We start from the raw sequence: 14,006 nt of genomic DNA, 5'->3' as shown, positions 1-14,006 counted from the left end.
GCCCCCGGTCAGGCGCCCCTGTCAGGCGGCCCCGTTCAGGTGGCCGTTCAGGCGACCGCGCGGCCCGACCGCAACTCCAGCCGCTCGCCCGTGAATCCGCTCCGGAACCGCCGGTCGTGCGAGACGACGACCACCGCTCCCTCGTACGCCGCCAGCGCCTCCTCCAGCTCCTCCACCAGACTCGGCGCCACATGGTTCGTGGGCTCGTCCAGGACGAGCAGATCCGCGGGGGCCGCCAGCAGCCGGGCCAGTTCGAGACGCCGCTGCTGACCCACGGACAGCGCCGCGACCGGGACCGCCAGATCCTCCTCGCGGAACAGTCCGAGACCGAGCAGCTCGGCGGCGTACTCCTCGGGGAGACCGCGACGGCCCGCCGCGTACGCCGCCAGCAGCGTTCCGCGGGACGGTACGGCCGGCAGCTCCTGCGGCAGATACCCGACCCGGACCCGCTCCTGACGGCGCACCGTGCCCTCGTCGGGGCGCACGTCCCCGGCCAGCACCCGCAGCAGCGTGGTCTTGCCGGCCCCGTTCGGACCGGTCACCAGGAGCCGCTGCCCGGCCTCCACCCGCAGCGCGTCCACCCGCAGCCGGTCACCGACGGCGATGCCGGTCAGCTCGGTCAGCAGCCCCTCCCGGCCACCGCTGACCGGCCTGGCCACGAAGCGCAGCGGCTCCGGAGGCGGGGACACCGGCTCCCTGCGCAGCCGCTCCAACCGCACCCGCGCGGCCCTGACCTGCCCGGACAGCTTCGCCTCATGGGAACGCCGGTGCTTGCCGAACCCCTGGCGCGGGTCCTTCCCGGTCGTCGCCAGCCGCTGCCCGGCCGCCGCCACCAGTTCCTCCGTACGGGCCACGTCCGCCAGCCACTCCTGGTGGTCGAGCTCCCGGCGGCGGCGGGCGGCGGCCTTCGCGGCCCGGTAGCCGTGCCAGCCGTCGCCGTACCGGGTCACCGCACGGGTGTCGCGGTCGACCTCGAGGATCGTGGTCGCGACGCGTTCGAGGAAGGCACGGTCGTGCGTCACGGCGACGACCGTGCCCCGGTGCGCCCGCAGCCGGTCCTCCAGCCACTCGGTGGCCTGCCGGTCGAGATGGTTCGTCGGCTCGTCGAGGAGCAGCAGCTCGGGCGCGGCCGACAGCACACAGGCGAGCGCCAGCCGCGACTGTTCCCCGCCCGAGAGCGTGCCGATCGGACGCTCCCGGGTGACATGGGTCAGCCCGAGCCCGTGCAGGGCGGCATCGACGCGGGCGTCCGCCTCGTAACCGCCGCGCTCGTCGAAGGCGGTGAGGAGGTCCCCGTACGCGGCGAGCTCGTCCTCGTCGGCCTCCGCGAGACGTTCCTCGGCGTGCCGCAGCCGCCGCTCGATCTCCCGCAGCTCGGCGAGCGCGGCATCGACGGCCTGCTGCACGGTGTGCCCGGGCCCCAGGCCGAAGGTCTGCGCCAGGGTCTGCGCGAGATGCCCGGTGCCGCCGGGCGCGCCGACGGTGATCTCCCCGGCGTCGGGCGCCTCGGCCCCGGCGATCAGCCGCAGCAGGGTGGATTTGCCGGAGCCGTTCTCCCCGATGACACCGGCGCGTTCGCCGGGCCGGACGGTGAAGGACACCTGGTCGAGTACGGAGCGGTCCCCATAGGCCTTGGAGACGTCCTTCATGGTCAGTTGGGCGCGTTCGCGCATGGTCTTTCCCTGAAAATGACATGCCCGCGAAGGGGTGCGCGACGGCGCACCGCAGGGTAGGGGTGGGTTCTGCCGGACCGGGGGACGTCAGCGCGGTGCTACGACGAGCACGCGGCGTCCGCGGCCGGAATCAGAGAAAGAAGTAGTGCTTGTGCGAACCCATGCGTCCAGTCTAGCCAAGCCCCTTCCGCGGAGAGGAGTCATTTTCGCCGCCGACGTCCCTCCGGGAACGGGGCTGTCCTGCCGCGGTGCGAGCGGGCCGGGCGCGAACATGACCCGCCGGGGACGGGATTTCGCGTCGGGCGGAACGCTGCCGCACCCTCCGCGGCGCCCGTCGCTCCTACTCTGATGTGGTGAGCAGCCACGCGCCGAACCAAGCCCGCGTCCTTCCCCTGCGCCCACTGACGGCGGCGCCCGCAGCCCGGGAGCCGCTGTGGCGGAACATCGTCGGGGACGTCCTGCGCCGTGAACGGCGCGCCCAGCAGCGCACGCTCAAGGACGTGGCCGACGCGGCGCGTATCTCGATGCCGTATCTCTCCGAGCTCGAACGCGGCCGCAAGGAGGCCTCGTCGGAGGTCCTCGCCGCGGCCGCGCACGCCCTCGGCCTCGGACTGGCCGATCTTCTCGCCCTGGCCCACCGCGAACTGGCGCGGCCGGCGCGGACGCGGCACGGCAGGCCCGGGCCCGCCGCACCGGTCGTACCCGCCGCCCCCGCTGCTCCTGCCGCTCCCGGGCGGGTGGTCGCCGAAGGTGCCGAGGACGCGCGCGTTCAGGACGACGGCACGGCGACGACCGCGGTGGAGCCGAGCGCCCGAGCCGTACGGGTTACGGCGCTCACGCGCACGGCCCGCGCACGGCAGGCACCGCGCCAGGGCGACGTCCGCCTCGCCGCCTGACGGACGTACGCCCGGTACTGGCACCGGCACAGGCACCTGTGCCGGGCGGCCGCCGCCTGCACGGAGCCGGTGGCGGCGGCCGTCGGCGCCGCGGGGGCTCAGACCGTCACGAGCCGACGGCTGAGCACCTCGTCGGCGAGCCCGTACGCCACCGCCTCCTGCGCGGTGAAGAACTTGTCGCGGTCCATGTCCGCCCGCAGCGTCGCCGCGTCATGCGGGACATGGCGGGCGAGCACGTCCTCGACCTGCGACCGGATCCGGAGCACTTCCCTGGCCTGCAGGGCGAGGTCGGAGACCGTCCCCTGCCGGCCGCCACTGGTCGGCTGACCCAGCAGCACCCGCGCGTGTTCGAGCACGAACCGCCGGCCCGGATCCCCGCCCGCCAGCAGCACCGCCGCGGTCGAGGCCGCCTGCCCCACGCAGAACGTCGAGATCGGCGCGCGGACGAACGTCATCGTGTCGTAGATCGCCATGAGCGAAGTGAACGAGCCGCCCGGCGAGTTGATGTAGATCGCGATCTCGGTGTCCGGACTCGACGACTCGAGGTGGAGCAGCTGGGCGATCACGACGTTGGCCACGCCGTCGTCGATCTCGGTACCGAGGAAGATGATCCGCTCGGACAGCAGCCTGCTGAACACGTCGTAGGACCGCTCGCCCTGCGCGGTGCGCTCCACCACGTTCGGAATCGTGTACTGGCCCATGTCAGAGTCCCGCCCGTCGCCGTGAACCGGCCGGCCGCACGTCGTCGAGCGACTCGACGACCCGGTCGACCATGCCGTACTCCCGCGCCTGCTCGGCCGTGAACCAGCGGTCACGATCGCCGTCGCGGGAGATGGTCTCCTCGCTCTGGCCGGTGTGCTCCGCCGTGATCCGCTCGACCGCCTTCTTGGTGTACTCCAGGTTCTCCGCCTGGATCGCGATGTCGGCGGCGGTGCCGCCGATACCGGCGGACGGCTGGTGCATCATGATCCGCGCGTTCGGCAGGGCGAAACGCTTCCCCGCCGTGCCGACGGTGACCAGGAACTGCCCCATGCTGGCGGCGAATCCCATCGCGAGCGTGGAGACGTCGTTGGGGATCAGCCGCATCGTGTCGTAGATCGCCAGCCCGGCCGTCACCGAACCGCCCGGGCTGTTGATGTAGAGGCAGATGTCGGTCCGCGAGTCCTCCGCCGACAGGAGCAGCATCTGCGCGCAGACCCGGTTGGCCGAGACCTCGTCGACCTGGGTGCCGAGCAGGACGATGCGCTGGTTCAGGAGTTGCGCGGCCAGATGGTCGTCGAAGCGGGTGGGCGCGGTGTCACCCTCGGAGGCGCGTGGGCCGAAGGCCGGGTCACGGCCGGTGATGAGTGCTGACATCGGACCTCCTTGTGGTGGCGCGGCGACTGTCGCCGCGATCTCCACCATCGGTCCGCCCGGGCGGCCGGGTCAGGTTTCTCGGCCCGCAGCAGATTCGCCCTCGGCAGAGCGGAGACCGGTCGCCGGATCCGCGCCCCCACCGGTCACGGCAGGATCTCCAGCCGCTCGTACTCGTGCGGCCGGTCGCCGACCCAGTCCACCCACGTGGGGTCGTCGAGCATGAGCTCCGCGTCGGGCAGGCCGGCCCGCCTGAGGAACTCCAGAAGATCGCGGTCCGAGTGGGCGAGCCCCATGATCTGCTCGCGCACCGTGACCCGTCGTCCCCCGGACGGGCTGATGCGGTGCACGACGATCGGCGCGAGGCTCATGCCTCCAGGCTGCGTCGCATCACGGCTCACAGCACACCGAGCTCTCGGTCGGGACGGCAGATGGGGCAGGGATCGACCTGCTCGGCGAGCGCACGGAGCGCTTCTTCCCGGCCGACCGGCTTCGACCGGGCACCGCGCATCGCACAGCTCCCGACGTGCACATACGCGGGCGGCCGCCCCGCGCCGATGCCGTACTCGACGACCCAGTCGGGCGGAGGGGGCGCCACATGGGCATCCCGCTGGGCCCGGTCCTCCTCCTGGAGGAGCCACCGCCGCGTCTGGTCGAGCTGCTGAAGCTGCACGCGCTGGAGGAACCGGAGCAGCTCCAGGCGCGACGGCGGGCGATCGTTCACATGTTCGATTCTAGGCGCGATCGGTGCCGGTGTTCCACCGCGGGGTGGGGATGCGCGGGGTGTCCCCGCCCTCGGCCATCGCCGCCCGGCCGCTTTCAGAGGCCCGACTGGTGGCTGGAGAGCCAGGCGGTGTGCTCGCCGCGCAGCCGTTCCCGCTCCGCGGTCGTGGTGAGGATGACGTCGGCGCCGCCGTCGTACGGATGGTGGATGCGGCGAAGCTCCGTATCGGCGATGAACACATCGACGAGCGCCTCGTCCGCGACGGCGCGCAGCACTCCGTCGACGCAGCCGCGTTCCCACGGACGCCGGTCGGCGTAAAGGCGTGTGTAGGTGTGGAACTGCGGGTCGGGGTCGTCCCGGTCCGCCTCGGTCCACCAGTGGAGGCCGTCCCGGTGCAGAGTCTGTCGTGGTGAGGGCCGGCCGGCCGGCCCGGACGGCGTGCTGGACCAGTCCCTGGTCACCACGAACACGTCCGCGCCCGCGAACAGTTCGTCCAGGACCGTGTTGTACCGGTGCAGCACGATCGCGTACTCGTCCTCGGTCTCCGGGTAGCGCTTCGAGCCGGGGAGGCTGTGGAAGCGCACCCAGAGGTCCGCGTACGTACCGCGGAACCTATGGGCGACGGGCGGAACGGACGGCCGCCGTTCCTGCCACAGCCTCGCGAGCAGCTGGGGGGTGAAGCCCGGGCTCACCCCTCGACCTGGGCAACCCCGATCGGACAGGCAACGCCCGTCCCGCCGATCCCGCAGTACCCCGCCGGGTTCTTGTCGAGATACTGCTGGTGATATCCCTCGGCCGGATAGAACGGGCGGCCCTCCGACGGCAGCAGTTCCGTCGTGATCGTGCCGTACCCCGAGCCCGTCAGGACCTTCTGGTACGCCTGGCGCGAGGCCTCCGCCGCCTCCGACTGGGACGCGGAGTGGGTGTAGATCGCCGAGCGGTACTGGGTGCCGCGGTCGTTGCCCTGGCGGAAACCCTGGGTCGGGTTGTGGGACTCCCAGAAGACCTTCAGCAACTGCTCGTACGAGACGACCGACGGGTCGAAGACCACGCGGACCGCCTCGGTGTGGCCGGTCAGACCGGAGCAGGCCTCTTCGTACGTCGGGTTCGGAGTGTGACCGCCCTGGTAGCCGACCAGCGTCGTCCAGACACCGGGGATCCGCCAGAACGTGCGCTCGGCGCCCCAGAAACAGCCCATGCCGAAGTCCGCCACTTCGAGGCCCTCGGGGTACGGGCCGAGCAGCGGGTTGCCCAGGACCGTGTGGCGGTCGGGCACGGAGAACATCGGGTCCGGACGGCCCTTCAGGGCCTGCTCGGCGGTGGGGAGCTCGGGGACACGGCGGGACAGGAACATGCGGGGCTCCTCGTGGTCGCTGGCTTCGTTGTCAACACGAGGAGCCCCCGCAGCCATTCCCCTCACGCACCGGCGGCCCTGATCGCCACGTCACGGAGTGAGCAGTAGAGCTCGGCCGGGTCCTTTTGGCGTCCCGTGCCTGGAAGTCCTTGCCGGTCAGTTCCGTCGGCCTGTGCTCCCACCAGGCGGTGAGCCACAGGGACGTCAGCAGATTCCCGAACAGGCTGCGTCAGCAGCCCGTTCGGCGAAGGAGAAGGCCGGCTCGCGCGAGCCGTGCCACTTCTTGCACCAGTACCGCAGCGCGCTGCGGTGTGCCACGAAATGGGAGGGGTCGCGGGCGACGGTCTGCGCCCACACGGCGTCAGTGGATCACCGCAGCCGGCTCAGCGCAGCAGCGTCGCCGGACTCCCTCCGTTCGACTCGTAGCCCGCCACCGCCAGGTTCCGGTACACCGTGTACTCCGCCGCCGGGTCGCCGCTCAGCGTCCACGGGACCGCGCCCACGTGGCCGTCCACCCGCACCAGTTGGTTCATCGCCTCGGCCCACCGCTCGGACCGTACGAGGAAGAGCACCAGCAGATGGCGTACGTGCGCCAGCATCGGGTCGTCCGGGCGGGCCGCGTGGACCGCGAAGAGCGCGCCCTCGACCGCCTTGCTGACCACCGCGGTCCGGTGGAAGTCCTGCACCAGGACCACCTCCGGGATGTGCTCGAAGACCGCGAACAGCGGCAGCGCGGCCAGCAGCGAACCCTGGGGTGCGCGGGCCGCGGCCGTCGTCGCGAAGTGGTCGGCCTCCTCGCGGCTGCCGTGCCACTTCTCGCACCAGTAGTGCAGCGCCGCCAGATGCGCGCCCATGTGCTGCGGCGCCCGGTCGATGACCTTCAGCCACACCTGGTCGAACTGCTCGTGCGTGTAGTTCAGCCCGCGGGCGACGGCCAGTTCCGTGATGTACGGGACGGGGTCGCCCGGCGCGAGCAGGGCCGCGTCGCCGCAGACCGAACGGGCCTCCTCCAGGATGATCCGGAACTCGTCCGTCCCCGCGCTCGACGACCGCCAGGCCTGCTGGACCAGGAACTCCGCGTGCACCTGCGCCGCGCCCGCGTCCTTCGGTGACTCCGAACGCCAGGCGCGCAGCCACGCCCCGCCGACGCCCGGCTTCTGCTGGAGCTCCAGCGAGGCGGCGCCGGCGAAGGCCTGCACGCGCTGCCAGCGGACCTCGCCCTCCTTGGGGGTGCCGGCGAGCAGCTGCGCGGCGGCCCGCCAGTCCTGGGTCGCCTGGACGACATCGAGCACGTCGAGAAGGTCCTGGTCGGGTCCGGGGAGGCGGATGTCCAGCTCCTCCTGGCGCACGAATCCGTAGGTGTCGGGGTCGGCGGCGTCGGGCGAACCGGGCGCCACCTGGTGGATACCGACACGGCGGCGCCTGACGAACGGACCGATCACCGCGACCAGCAGGCCCACCGCGATCAGGAACCAGAGAATCTCCATGGGTCCATTGTCCCGGACGACGTTCGGGGCGAACCACGCGCTGCCCCTTCACAGGACTACGCTCGGGCCTCATGAGCGACCAGCACAGCTTCCACAGCCTCGAGACCCTCGCCATTCACGCGGGAAACACCGCCGATCCGCTGACCGGCGCGGTCGTCCCGCCGATCTATCAGGTGTCCACCTACAAGCAGGACGGTGTGGGCGGACTCCGCGGCGGCTACGAGTACAGCCGCAGTGCCAACCCGACGCGTACGGCGTTGGAGGAGAACCTCGCGGCGCTGGAGGGCGGCCGCCGTGGTCTCGCCTTCGCGTCCGGACTCGCGGCCGAGGACTGCCTGCTGCGCGCGCTGCTGGAGCCGGGTGACCACGTGGTCATTCCGAACGACGCCTACGGCGGCACCTTCCGGCTGTTCGCGAAGGTCGTCTCGCGGTGGGGCGTCTCCTGGTCGGTCGCCGACACCTCCGACGCGGCCGCGGTCCGCGCGGCGGTCACCGAGAACACGAAGCTGATCTGGGTCGAGACGCCGTCGAACCCGCTGCTCGGCATCACCGACATCGCCGCGGTGGCGGAGGTCGCGCGCAGCTCGAACGTCAAGCTGGTCGTGGACAACACCTTCGCCAGCCCGTATCTCCAGCAGCCGATCTCGCTCGGTGCCGACATCGTCGTGCACTCGCTGACCAAGTACATGGGCGGCCACTCGGACGTCGTGGGCGGTGCGCTGATCGCGGCGGACGCGTCGGTCGGCGAGGAGCTGGCGTACCACCAGAACGCGATGGGTGCCGTCGCGGGCCCGTTCGACGCGTGGCTGGTGCTGCGCGGCATCAAGACCCTCCCGGTCCGGATGGACCGGCACAGCGAGAACGCGGGCCGGGTGGTCGAGATGCTGACCCGCCACCCGAAGGTCACCGAGGTCCTCTACCCGGGGCTGCCGGAGCACCCGGGCCACGAGATCGCGGCCAAGCAGATGAAGTCCTTCGGCGGCATGGTCTCGTTCCGCGTCCAGGGCGGCGAAGAGGCGGCCGTCGAGGTCTGCAACCGTACGAAGCTGTTCACGCTCGGGGAGTCCCTCGGCGGTGTCGAGTCCTTGATCGAGCACCCGGGCCGTATGACGCACGCGTCGGTGGCGGGCTCCGCGCTGGAGGTCCCGGCGGACCTGGTGCGGGCGTCGGTGGGGATCGAGTCGGCGGACGACCTGATCGCGGACCTTCAGCAGGCGCTCGGCTAGGAATACGCCCTGGTCATGCAGGGCGCTACGCGCATCGGCCGGCGCCCGGTGGGGTCATTCCGGGCCCGGCCGGGCGCCGGCTCGTGTTCGCTGCCCGGTCCGTGCCGCGGCGGCGGCCGCGTTCTGACGCCGGGGTCCACGCGCGGCCCACGCGACGACCGTGACCCACGCGACGGCCGTGACCCACGCGACGACCGTTTTCTACGCGACTACGCGACTACGCGGGGACCTTCTCGTCCTCCAGCGACCCGCGGATCCCGTCCCGCAGCTCCGGGGTGTCGTCGTGCCCGTGCACGGAGACCGCGTGTTCGCTCGCGGCCCGTACGACTTCCTCTTCCTCACCGGAAATGGTGAGACTGCATCCCGACTCGCTCGGCATCTTGCGGCAGTCGGCGACTTTCCTGGTCATGACGGCCTCCTCGCGGCGTCGGTGCACTGCTCATTCCAGGATAGTTCCGCATGTACCGGGCGAACCCGTCGATGCACGCACCGTCCCGTACGCCGGCGCTACCAGCCTTCGAGCGGGGGCGTCATGTCCGACGGGGGAGCCACCCACGGCTCGGTGACCGACGCCCACACCGCGAACGCGACCGCCGCCGCCACCAGAAGCAGCCAGGTCAGCCGGCGGACCGCACGGTGTCGCCGCAGCAGCCGGCCGCCGTGCACGGCGGCACGCTCCGCCAGGTCCGCGGGCACCACCGGGTGCTGGGCCTCCAGCATGCGGCGGACCTCGTCCTCCTTGCGGTCCGCGCCGCTCATGACACCGCCTCCGCCGGGGCGCGCGGCGGTGCGGGCGGTGTGCTGCGCATGGTCGCCACGGCACGGGCGCAGATGGCGCGGACGCGTTCGACCGGGAGTCCGATCAGCGCCGCGGTCTGCTCCTCGGCCACCCCCTCGTACAGGCGCAGCACCAGGATCAGCCGCTCCTGCGGCGTGAGACGGTCCAGTACGCCGCCCCGCACCCGGTGGTGGCGCCAGGCGGTGCGGGCGAAGCGGGTGGCGAGTTCCTGCCGGGTGCGGTCGTACGGGTCCTCGCCGCGCAGCCGGTCCCATTCCGCGTAGGTGTGGGCCAGTGCGGAGGTCAGCAGCTGCTGCGCCTGCGGATTGCGCGGTGCGGGCTCGGCGGTGAGCAGGGTGGCGGCATGCAGCAACCGGCCGGCCGCGCCCGCGACGAACGCCTGGAACTCCCGGGCGCGGCGGCTCTCCAGTGCCGACCGCCGCTCACTCACGTCCTCATATAGGGGCAGATCCGCGGCCCGGGTCAAGAGGTCGGCGGCGTCTCCGTGTCCACGGGAGGAAGTCCGGCCTGGCGGGCGGAGAGAGCGGTGTTGAACCGGGTGAGCAGAGTGCAGAAGGATTCGCGCTCGGTCTCGGTCCAGCCGTCCGTCACCTGCGCCATGAGCTCGCGCCGCGAGGAGCGGACCTCTTCCAGCCGGGCCTGACCGCGCGGGGAGAGCTGGAGCACGACGGCACGGCCGTCCTCGGGGTGGGAGGTGCGCTTGACGAGACCGGTGTCGACGAGCGGGGCGACCTGGCGCGTGACGGTCGACGAGTCGATGCCCATCCCCGCGGCGAGGGCCTTGACGCCCATCGGGCCTTCCCGGTCGAGCCGGTTGAGCAGCAGATAGGCGGCGCGGTCCATGGAGTTGCGGACCTGGCCGACCCCGCCGAGCCGGGTCTGTTCCGCGCGGCGTGCGAAGACGGCGACCTGGTGCTGGAGAGCATCGAGGAGGCCGGGGTCGAGATGAGTCGTCATGTCCTGAGAGGTGGGCATGGCTAGGGGGCTCTCTCGTGCGGTGGTCGGTTGGTGGGGGACAGAGTACGCGGCCCACACGCGGTGCGTACCAGGCCTGCACAATCCCATGAGGAACGCTTGATCGGCTCTGCCGGGGACCGGTTGAGCTGCGAGACTTGGCGTCATGAGCTTCGGTACGTCTGACTCCTTGCGCCCCGTCATCCTCGACGACGTCCGCGGGGCGCAGAAGATGCTGTCCGGCGTCGCGAGGGTCACCGCCCTGGAGGGCAGCAGGTACCTGTCGCAGCTGGTGGGGGCGCCGGTCCACCTCAAGTGCGAGAACCTCCAGCGGACGGGTTCGTTCAAGCTGCGCGGCGCGTACGTACGGATCGCGGGGCTGCGGCCGGAGGAGCGGGCCGCGGGTGTCGTCGCCGCGTCCGCGGGCAACCACGCGCAGGGCGTGGCGCTCGCCTCGACGCTGCTCGGAGTGCACTCGACCGTGTTCATGCCGGTCGGCGCTCCGCTGCCGAAGGTCGCGGCGACGCGGGAGTACGGCGCCGAGGTGCGGATGCACGGTCAGGTCGTCGACGAGACCATGGAGGCCGCGCAGCAGTACGCACAGGAGACGGGTGCGGTCTTCATCCACCCCTTCGACCATCCCGACATCATCGCGGGGCAGGGCACGGTGGGTCTGGAGATCCTGGAGCAGTGCCCGGAGGTGCGCACGATCGTCGTCGGTGTGGGCGGCGGTGGTCTGGCCGCCGGCATCGCGGTCGCGGTGAAGGCGGTCCGTCCCGATGTCCGGCTGGTGGGGGTGCAGGCGGAGGGGGCGGCCGCGTATCCGCCCTCGCTCGCCCAGGGGCGCCCCGTCGCCATCGACGCCCCCTCCACCATGGCCGACGGGATCAAGGTGGGCTGCCCCGGCGAGGTCCCCTTCAAAATCATTGGCGATCTTCTCGACGAGGTCCGTACGGTTTCCGAGGACGCGCTCTCCAGCGCGCTGCTGCTCTGCCTGGAGCGGGCGAAGCTCGTCGTCGAGCCCGCCGGGGCGAGCCCGGTCGCGGCGCTGATGAGCGAGCCGCGGGCGTTCAAGGGACCGGTCGTCGCCCTGCTGTCGGGCGGCAATGTGGATCCGCTGCTGATGCAGCGCATTCTGCGGCACGGTATGGCGGCGGCCGGCCGTTATCTGTCGCTGCGGGTGCGGCTGACGGACCGCCCGGGAGCTCTTGCGGCACTTCTCGGGTCGTTGTCAGTGCTCGACGCTAACGTCCTCGACGTGAGTCACGTCAGGACCGATCCGCGACTCGGGCTCACGGAGGTGGAGGTGGAGCTGCAGCTGGAGACGAAGGGCCCGGAGCACTGCGACGAGGTCACCGCGGCGCTGCGCGGGGCGGGATACACCGTCCTGAGCTGAGCGCACCGGACCGTCACGCGGGCTTCCTGCCACGACGGCCACGACGGCCACGAATGCGTACGACCGTCGCGGCTGTCGCCGACGGCCGCCGCTGTCACCGCGGCCGTGACGTCACGACTATCGCGATACATCTTGAGTGACGCGATGTATCGCGTTAACGTGAGGCCCTGACGTGTTCCCGCCACGCACAGATCTCGCACCCGCCTGCTTTCTGCCCCGTAGCGACCCACCCACCTGCCACCTTGGGAGATCCCTCATGCCAGGCGCCATTTACGCCGAAGGTCTGGTGAAGACCTTCGGCGACGTAAGGGCTCTGGACGGCGTCGATCTCGACGTCCCCGAAGGCACGGTCCTCGGACTTCTCGGCCCCAACGGAGCCGGCAAGACCACCGCCGTGCGCGTACTGACCACCCTGCTCCAGCCCGACAGCGGCAAGGCCGTCGTCGCCGGTATCGACGTCCTGAAGAACCCGAACGAAGTCCGCCGGTGCATCGGTCTCTCCGGCCAGTTCGCCGCGGTCGACGAGTATCTGACCGGCCGTGAGAACCTCCAGATGGTCGGCCAGCTCTACCAGATGAGCTCGCGCGACGCGAAGAGCCGGGCGGTCGAGCTGCTCGACCGCTTCAACCTCGCGGACGCCGCCGACCGTCCCGCCAAGACCTACTCCGGCGGTATGCGCCGCCGCCTCGACCTGGCCGCCGCCCTGGTCGTCTCCCCGCCCGTGATGTTCATGGACGAGCCCACCACCGGACTCGACCCCCGCAACCGCATGCAGCTGTGGGAGGTCATCCAGGAACTGGTCAAGGGCGGTACGACACTGCTGCTCACCACGCAGTACCTGGAAGAGGCCGACCACCTGGCCGACGACATCTGCGTCATCGACCACGGCAAGGTCATCGCCCGCGGCACCGCCGACCAGCTCAAGGCCCAGACGGGCGGCGAGCGTGTCGAGGTCGTGGTCCACGAGCCCGACCAGATCCCGCCCGCCCAGGAGGTCCTGCGGGGCTTCGGCAAGGGTGACGTCGCCGTCGTCGAGCACACCCGCAAGCTGATCGTCCCCGTCACCGGCGGCGCGAAGCTGCTGGCCGAGGTCATCCGCGAACTGGACACCCGGGGCGTGGAGATCGACGACATCGGTCTGCGCCGGCCCACCCTGGACGACGTGTTCATCTCCCTCACCGGCCATCACGCCGAGATCGAGGACGAGGAGAACGGCGAGGCCGCGCAACCCAAGGACGCCAAGGGCAAGAAGTCCCGGAAGGAGAGCGCGAAGTGACCACCACAGCGGACGCCGTCAAGATCGCGGCGCCCCGTCCCCGCGGCGGGATCGTGCAGTCGGTCAACGACTCGCTCGTCGTCGCCAAGCGCAATCTGATCCGGATGCTGCGCATCCCGGAGATGATCATCTTCGGGCTGATCCAGCCCATCATGTTCGTCGTGCTCTTCAGCTACGTCTTCGGCGGCTCGATCTCGGTGGACGGCAGCACCTCGCCCGCCGCCTACCGCGAGTTCCTGATGGCGGGCATCTTCGCGCAGACCGTCACCTTCGCCACCGCGGGCGCCGGAGCGGGCATCGCCGACGACATGCACAAGGGCCTCATCGACCGGTTCCGCTCGCTGCCGATGGCACGCGGCGCGGTCCTCACCGGCCGTACGCTGGCCGACCTCGTCCAGACCGCGCTCACCCTCGTCGTGCTCGCGCTCGTCGCCCTCCTGGTCGGCTGGCGGACCCACGAGAACCTGGGCAAGGTACTGGCCGGCTTCGGTCTGCTGCTGCTCCTCGGCTACGCCTTCTCCTGGATCGGCGCGCTGATCGGCCTGTCCGTGCGGACACCCGAGGCGGCCACCTCCGGCGGGCTGATCTGGCTCTTCCCGCTGACGTTCATCTCGAACGCCTTCGTACCGTCTGACAACATGCCCACCTTCCTGCGGTACATCGCCGAGTGGAATCCGTTCAGCGCGACCGTGCAGGCGTCACGCGAGCTGTTCGGCAATCTGCCGGAGGGCTATGTCGCGCCCGACGCCTGGCCGATGCAGCACCCGGTCTGGGCCTCGTTGATCTGGTCCGTCCTGATCATCGTGTTCTTCCGGACGCTGGCGGTGCGCAAGTACCGCTCGGCCACCGCCTGACCCGGCGCCCGCAG

Annotated in this window: 17 protein-coding genes and 1 pseudogene; 5 read left to right on the top strand and 13 right to left on the bottom strand. The window is 71.2% G+C overall.

What is annotated here, in order from left to right:
• Positions 1-47: 47 nt before the first annotated feature.
• Positions 48-1,673 carry a ribosomal protection-like ABC-F family protein gene (abc-f, locus tag RPQ07_RS14040; RefSeq protein ID WP_313944480.1) on the bottom strand — a complete coding sequence of 542 codons (1,626 nt, stop codon included), beginning with the start codon at positions 1,671-1,673 and terminating at the stop codon, positions 48-50.
• Positions 1,674-2,026: 353 nt separating this feature from the next.
• Here abc-f and RPQ07_RS14035 point away from each other — a divergent pair.
• Positions 2,027-2,356: pseudogene (locus RPQ07_RS14035) on the top strand (helix-turn-helix domain-containing protein); the annotation flags it as partial.
• Between the two features lie 311 nt (positions 2,357-2,667).
• Here RPQ07_RS14035 and RPQ07_RS14030 read toward each other — a convergent pair.
• The 8 genes from RPQ07_RS14030 to RPQ07_RS13995 all read right to left on the bottom strand — a co-directional run bounded on the left by RPQ07_RS14030 (position 2,668) and on the right by RPQ07_RS13995 (position 7,487).
• Positions 2,668-3,270 carry an ATP-dependent Clp protease proteolytic subunit gene (locus RPQ07_RS14030; RefSeq protein ID WP_313944479.1) on the bottom strand — a complete coding sequence of 201 codons (603 nt, stop codon included), beginning with the start codon at positions 3,268-3,270 and terminating at the stop codon, positions 2,668-2,670.
• A 1-nt stretch (position 3,271) separates the two neighbouring features.
• A complete protein-coding gene (locus RPQ07_RS14025) occupies positions 3,272-3,925 on the bottom strand; it encodes an ATP-dependent Clp protease proteolytic subunit (protein ID WP_313944478.1) in 654 nt (217 codons plus the stop codon).
• A gap of 143 nt (positions 3,926-4,068) precedes the next feature.
• On the bottom strand, positions 4,069-4,293 hold the full coding sequence (locus tag RPQ07_RS14020; RefSeq protein ID WP_313944477.1) for a hypothetical protein: 225 nt from the start codon (positions 4,291-4,293) through the stop codon (positions 4,069-4,071).
• 26 nt (positions 4,294-4,319) lie between these two features.
• Complete coding sequence (locus RPQ07_RS14015; protein ID WP_313944476.1) at positions 4,320-4,646, bottom strand: DUF6233 domain-containing protein; 327 nt, start codon at positions 4,644-4,646, stop codon at positions 4,320-4,322.
• Positions 4,647-4,741: 95 nt separating this feature from the next.
• Entirely contained in the window at positions 4,742-5,338 is a 597-nt protein-coding gene (locus RPQ07_RS14010) for a hypothetical protein (protein WP_313944475.1), read from the bottom strand.
• The gene (gene msrA / locus RPQ07_RS14005) at positions 5,335-6,000 is read right to left on the bottom strand and encodes a peptide-methionine (S)-S-oxide reductase MsrA (RefSeq protein ID WP_313944474.1); all 666 of its coding nucleotides are present in this window, start codon (positions 5,998-6,000) and stop codon (positions 5,335-5,337) included. Before msrA ends, RPQ07_RS14010 begins: the two co-directional genes overlap by 4 nt.
• Positions 6,001-6,204: 204 nt before the next feature.
• Entirely contained in the window at positions 6,205-6,357 is a 153-nt protein-coding gene (locus RPQ07_RS14000; protein WP_313944473.1) for a hypothetical protein, read from the bottom strand.
• A gap of 26 nt (positions 6,358-6,383) precedes the next feature.
• Positions 6,384-7,487, bottom strand: a complete 1,104-nt coding sequence (locus RPQ07_RS13995; protein WP_313944472.1) for a hypothetical protein — start codon at positions 7,485-7,487, stop codon at positions 6,384-6,386.
• Positions 7,488-7,558: 71 nt separating this feature from the next.
• Between RPQ07_RS13995 and RPQ07_RS13990 the strand changes: the two genes are divergently transcribed.
• Entirely contained in the window at positions 7,559-8,713 is a 1,155-nt protein-coding gene (locus RPQ07_RS13990) for a cystathionine gamma-synthase (protein WP_313944471.1), read from the top strand.
• A gap of 217 nt (positions 8,714-8,930) precedes the next feature.
• On the opposite strand, the gene RPQ07_RS13985 is transcribed toward RPQ07_RS13990, so the two are convergent.
• From RPQ07_RS13985 to RPQ07_RS13970, 4 genes are all read right to left on the bottom strand, one after another.
• Positions 8,931-9,122, bottom strand: a complete 192-nt coding sequence (locus RPQ07_RS13985; RefSeq protein WP_313944470.1) for a DUF1059 domain-containing protein — start codon at positions 9,120-9,122, stop codon at positions 8,931-8,933.
• 98 nt (positions 9,123-9,220) lie between these two features.
• Positions 9,221-9,472, bottom strand: coding sequence for a hypothetical protein (locus RPQ07_RS13980; protein ID WP_313944469.1), 252 nt, complete (start codon positions 9,470-9,472; stop codon positions 9,221-9,223).
• Complete coding sequence (locus RPQ07_RS13975) at positions 9,469-9,942, bottom strand: sigma factor-like helix-turn-helix DNA-binding protein (RefSeq protein WP_313944468.1); 474 nt, start codon at positions 9,940-9,942, stop codon at positions 9,469-9,471. The genes RPQ07_RS13980 and RPQ07_RS13975 overlap by 4 nt, the downstream gene beginning before the upstream one ends.
• Positions 9,943-9,974: 32 nt before the next feature.
• Positions 9,975-10,487 (bottom strand): MarR family transcriptional regulator, encoded by a 513-nt coding sequence (locus RPQ07_RS13970; RefSeq protein ID WP_313944467.1) that lies wholly within the window; start codon positions 10,485-10,487, stop codon positions 9,975-9,977.
• A 145-nt stretch (positions 10,488-10,632) separates the two neighbouring features.
• Between RPQ07_RS13970 and ilvA the strand changes: the two genes are divergently transcribed.
• From ilvA to RPQ07_RS13955, 3 genes are all read left to right on the top strand, one after another.
• Positions 10,633-11,862: a threonine ammonia-lyase gene (gene ilvA / locus RPQ07_RS13965; protein WP_313944466.1), complete on the top strand. Its 1,230-nt coding sequence runs from the start codon at positions 10,633-10,635 to the stop codon at positions 11,860-11,862.
• A gap of 256 nt (positions 11,863-12,118) precedes the next feature.
• Positions 12,119-13,138, top strand: a complete 1,020-nt coding sequence (locus tag RPQ07_RS13960; RefSeq protein ID WP_313944465.1) for an ATP-binding cassette domain-containing protein — start codon at positions 12,119-12,121, stop codon at positions 13,136-13,138.
• Positions 13,135-13,992: an ABC transporter permease gene (locus RPQ07_RS13955; protein WP_313944464.1), complete on the top strand. Its 858-nt coding sequence runs from the start codon at positions 13,135-13,137 to the stop codon at positions 13,990-13,992. The genes RPQ07_RS13960 and RPQ07_RS13955 overlap by 4 nt, the downstream gene beginning before the upstream one ends.
• The last annotated feature ends 14 nt before the right edge of the window (positions 13,993-14,006 follow it).

It is taken from the genome of Streptomyces sp. AM8-1-1 (assembly GCF_032229325.1).
Taxonomy (GTDB): domain Bacteria; phylum Actinomycetota; class Actinomycetes; order Streptomycetales; family Streptomycetaceae; genus Streptomyces; species Streptomyces achmelvichensis.
Note: the sequence above shows the minus strand (reverse complement) of the source record. Positions and strands in the feature narration are given on the sequence as shown.

Excerpts from the sequence above, each read along its gene's own strand:
- RPQ07_RS13985 (WP_313944470.1), bottom strand. The coding sequence starts at position 9,122 with ATGACCAGGAAAGTCGCCGACTGCCGCAAGATGCCGAGCGAGTCGGGA.
- RPQ07_RS13980 (WP_313944469.1), bottom strand. The coding sequence starts at position 9,472 with ATGAGCGGCGCGGACCGCAAGGAGGACGAGGTCCGCCGCATGCTGGAG.
- RPQ07_RS13990 (WP_313944471.1), top strand. The coding sequence starts at position 7,559 with ATGAGCGACCAGCACAGCTTCCACAGCCTCGAGACCCTCGCCATTCAC.
- RPQ07_RS14025 (WP_313944478.1), bottom strand. The coding sequence starts at position 3,925 with ATGTCAGCACTCATCACCGGCCGTGACCCGGCCTTCGGCCCACGCGCC.
- RPQ07_RS13995 (WP_313944472.1), bottom strand. The coding sequence starts at position 7,487 with ATGGAGATTCTCTGGTTCCTGATCGCGGTGGGCCTGCTGGTCGCGGTG.
- abc-f (WP_313944480.1), bottom strand. The coding sequence starts at position 1,673 with ATGCGCGAACGCGCCCAACTGACCATGAAGGACGTCTCCAAGGCCTAT.
- RPQ07_RS14020 (WP_313944477.1), bottom strand. The coding sequence starts at position 4,293 with ATGAGCCTCGCGCCGATCGTCGTGCACCGCATCAGCCCGTCCGGGGGA.
- msrA (WP_313944474.1), bottom strand. The coding sequence starts at position 6,000 with ATGTTCCTGTCCCGCCGTGTCCCCGAGCTCCCCACCGCCGAGCAGGCC.
- RPQ07_RS14030 (WP_313944479.1), bottom strand. The coding sequence starts at position 3,270 with ATGGGCCAGTACACGATTCCGAACGTGGTGGAGCGCACCGCGCAGGGC.
- ilvA (WP_313944466.1), top strand. The coding sequence starts at position 10,633 with ATGAGCTTCGGTACGTCTGACTCCTTGCGCCCCGTCATCCTCGACGAC.
- RPQ07_RS13970 (WP_313944467.1), bottom strand. The coding sequence starts at position 10,487 with ATGCCCACCTCTCAGGACATGACGACTCATCTCGACCCCGGCCTCCTC.
- RPQ07_RS13960 (WP_313944465.1), top strand. The coding sequence starts at position 12,119 with ATGCCAGGCGCCATTTACGCCGAAGGTCTGGTGAAGACCTTCGGCGAC.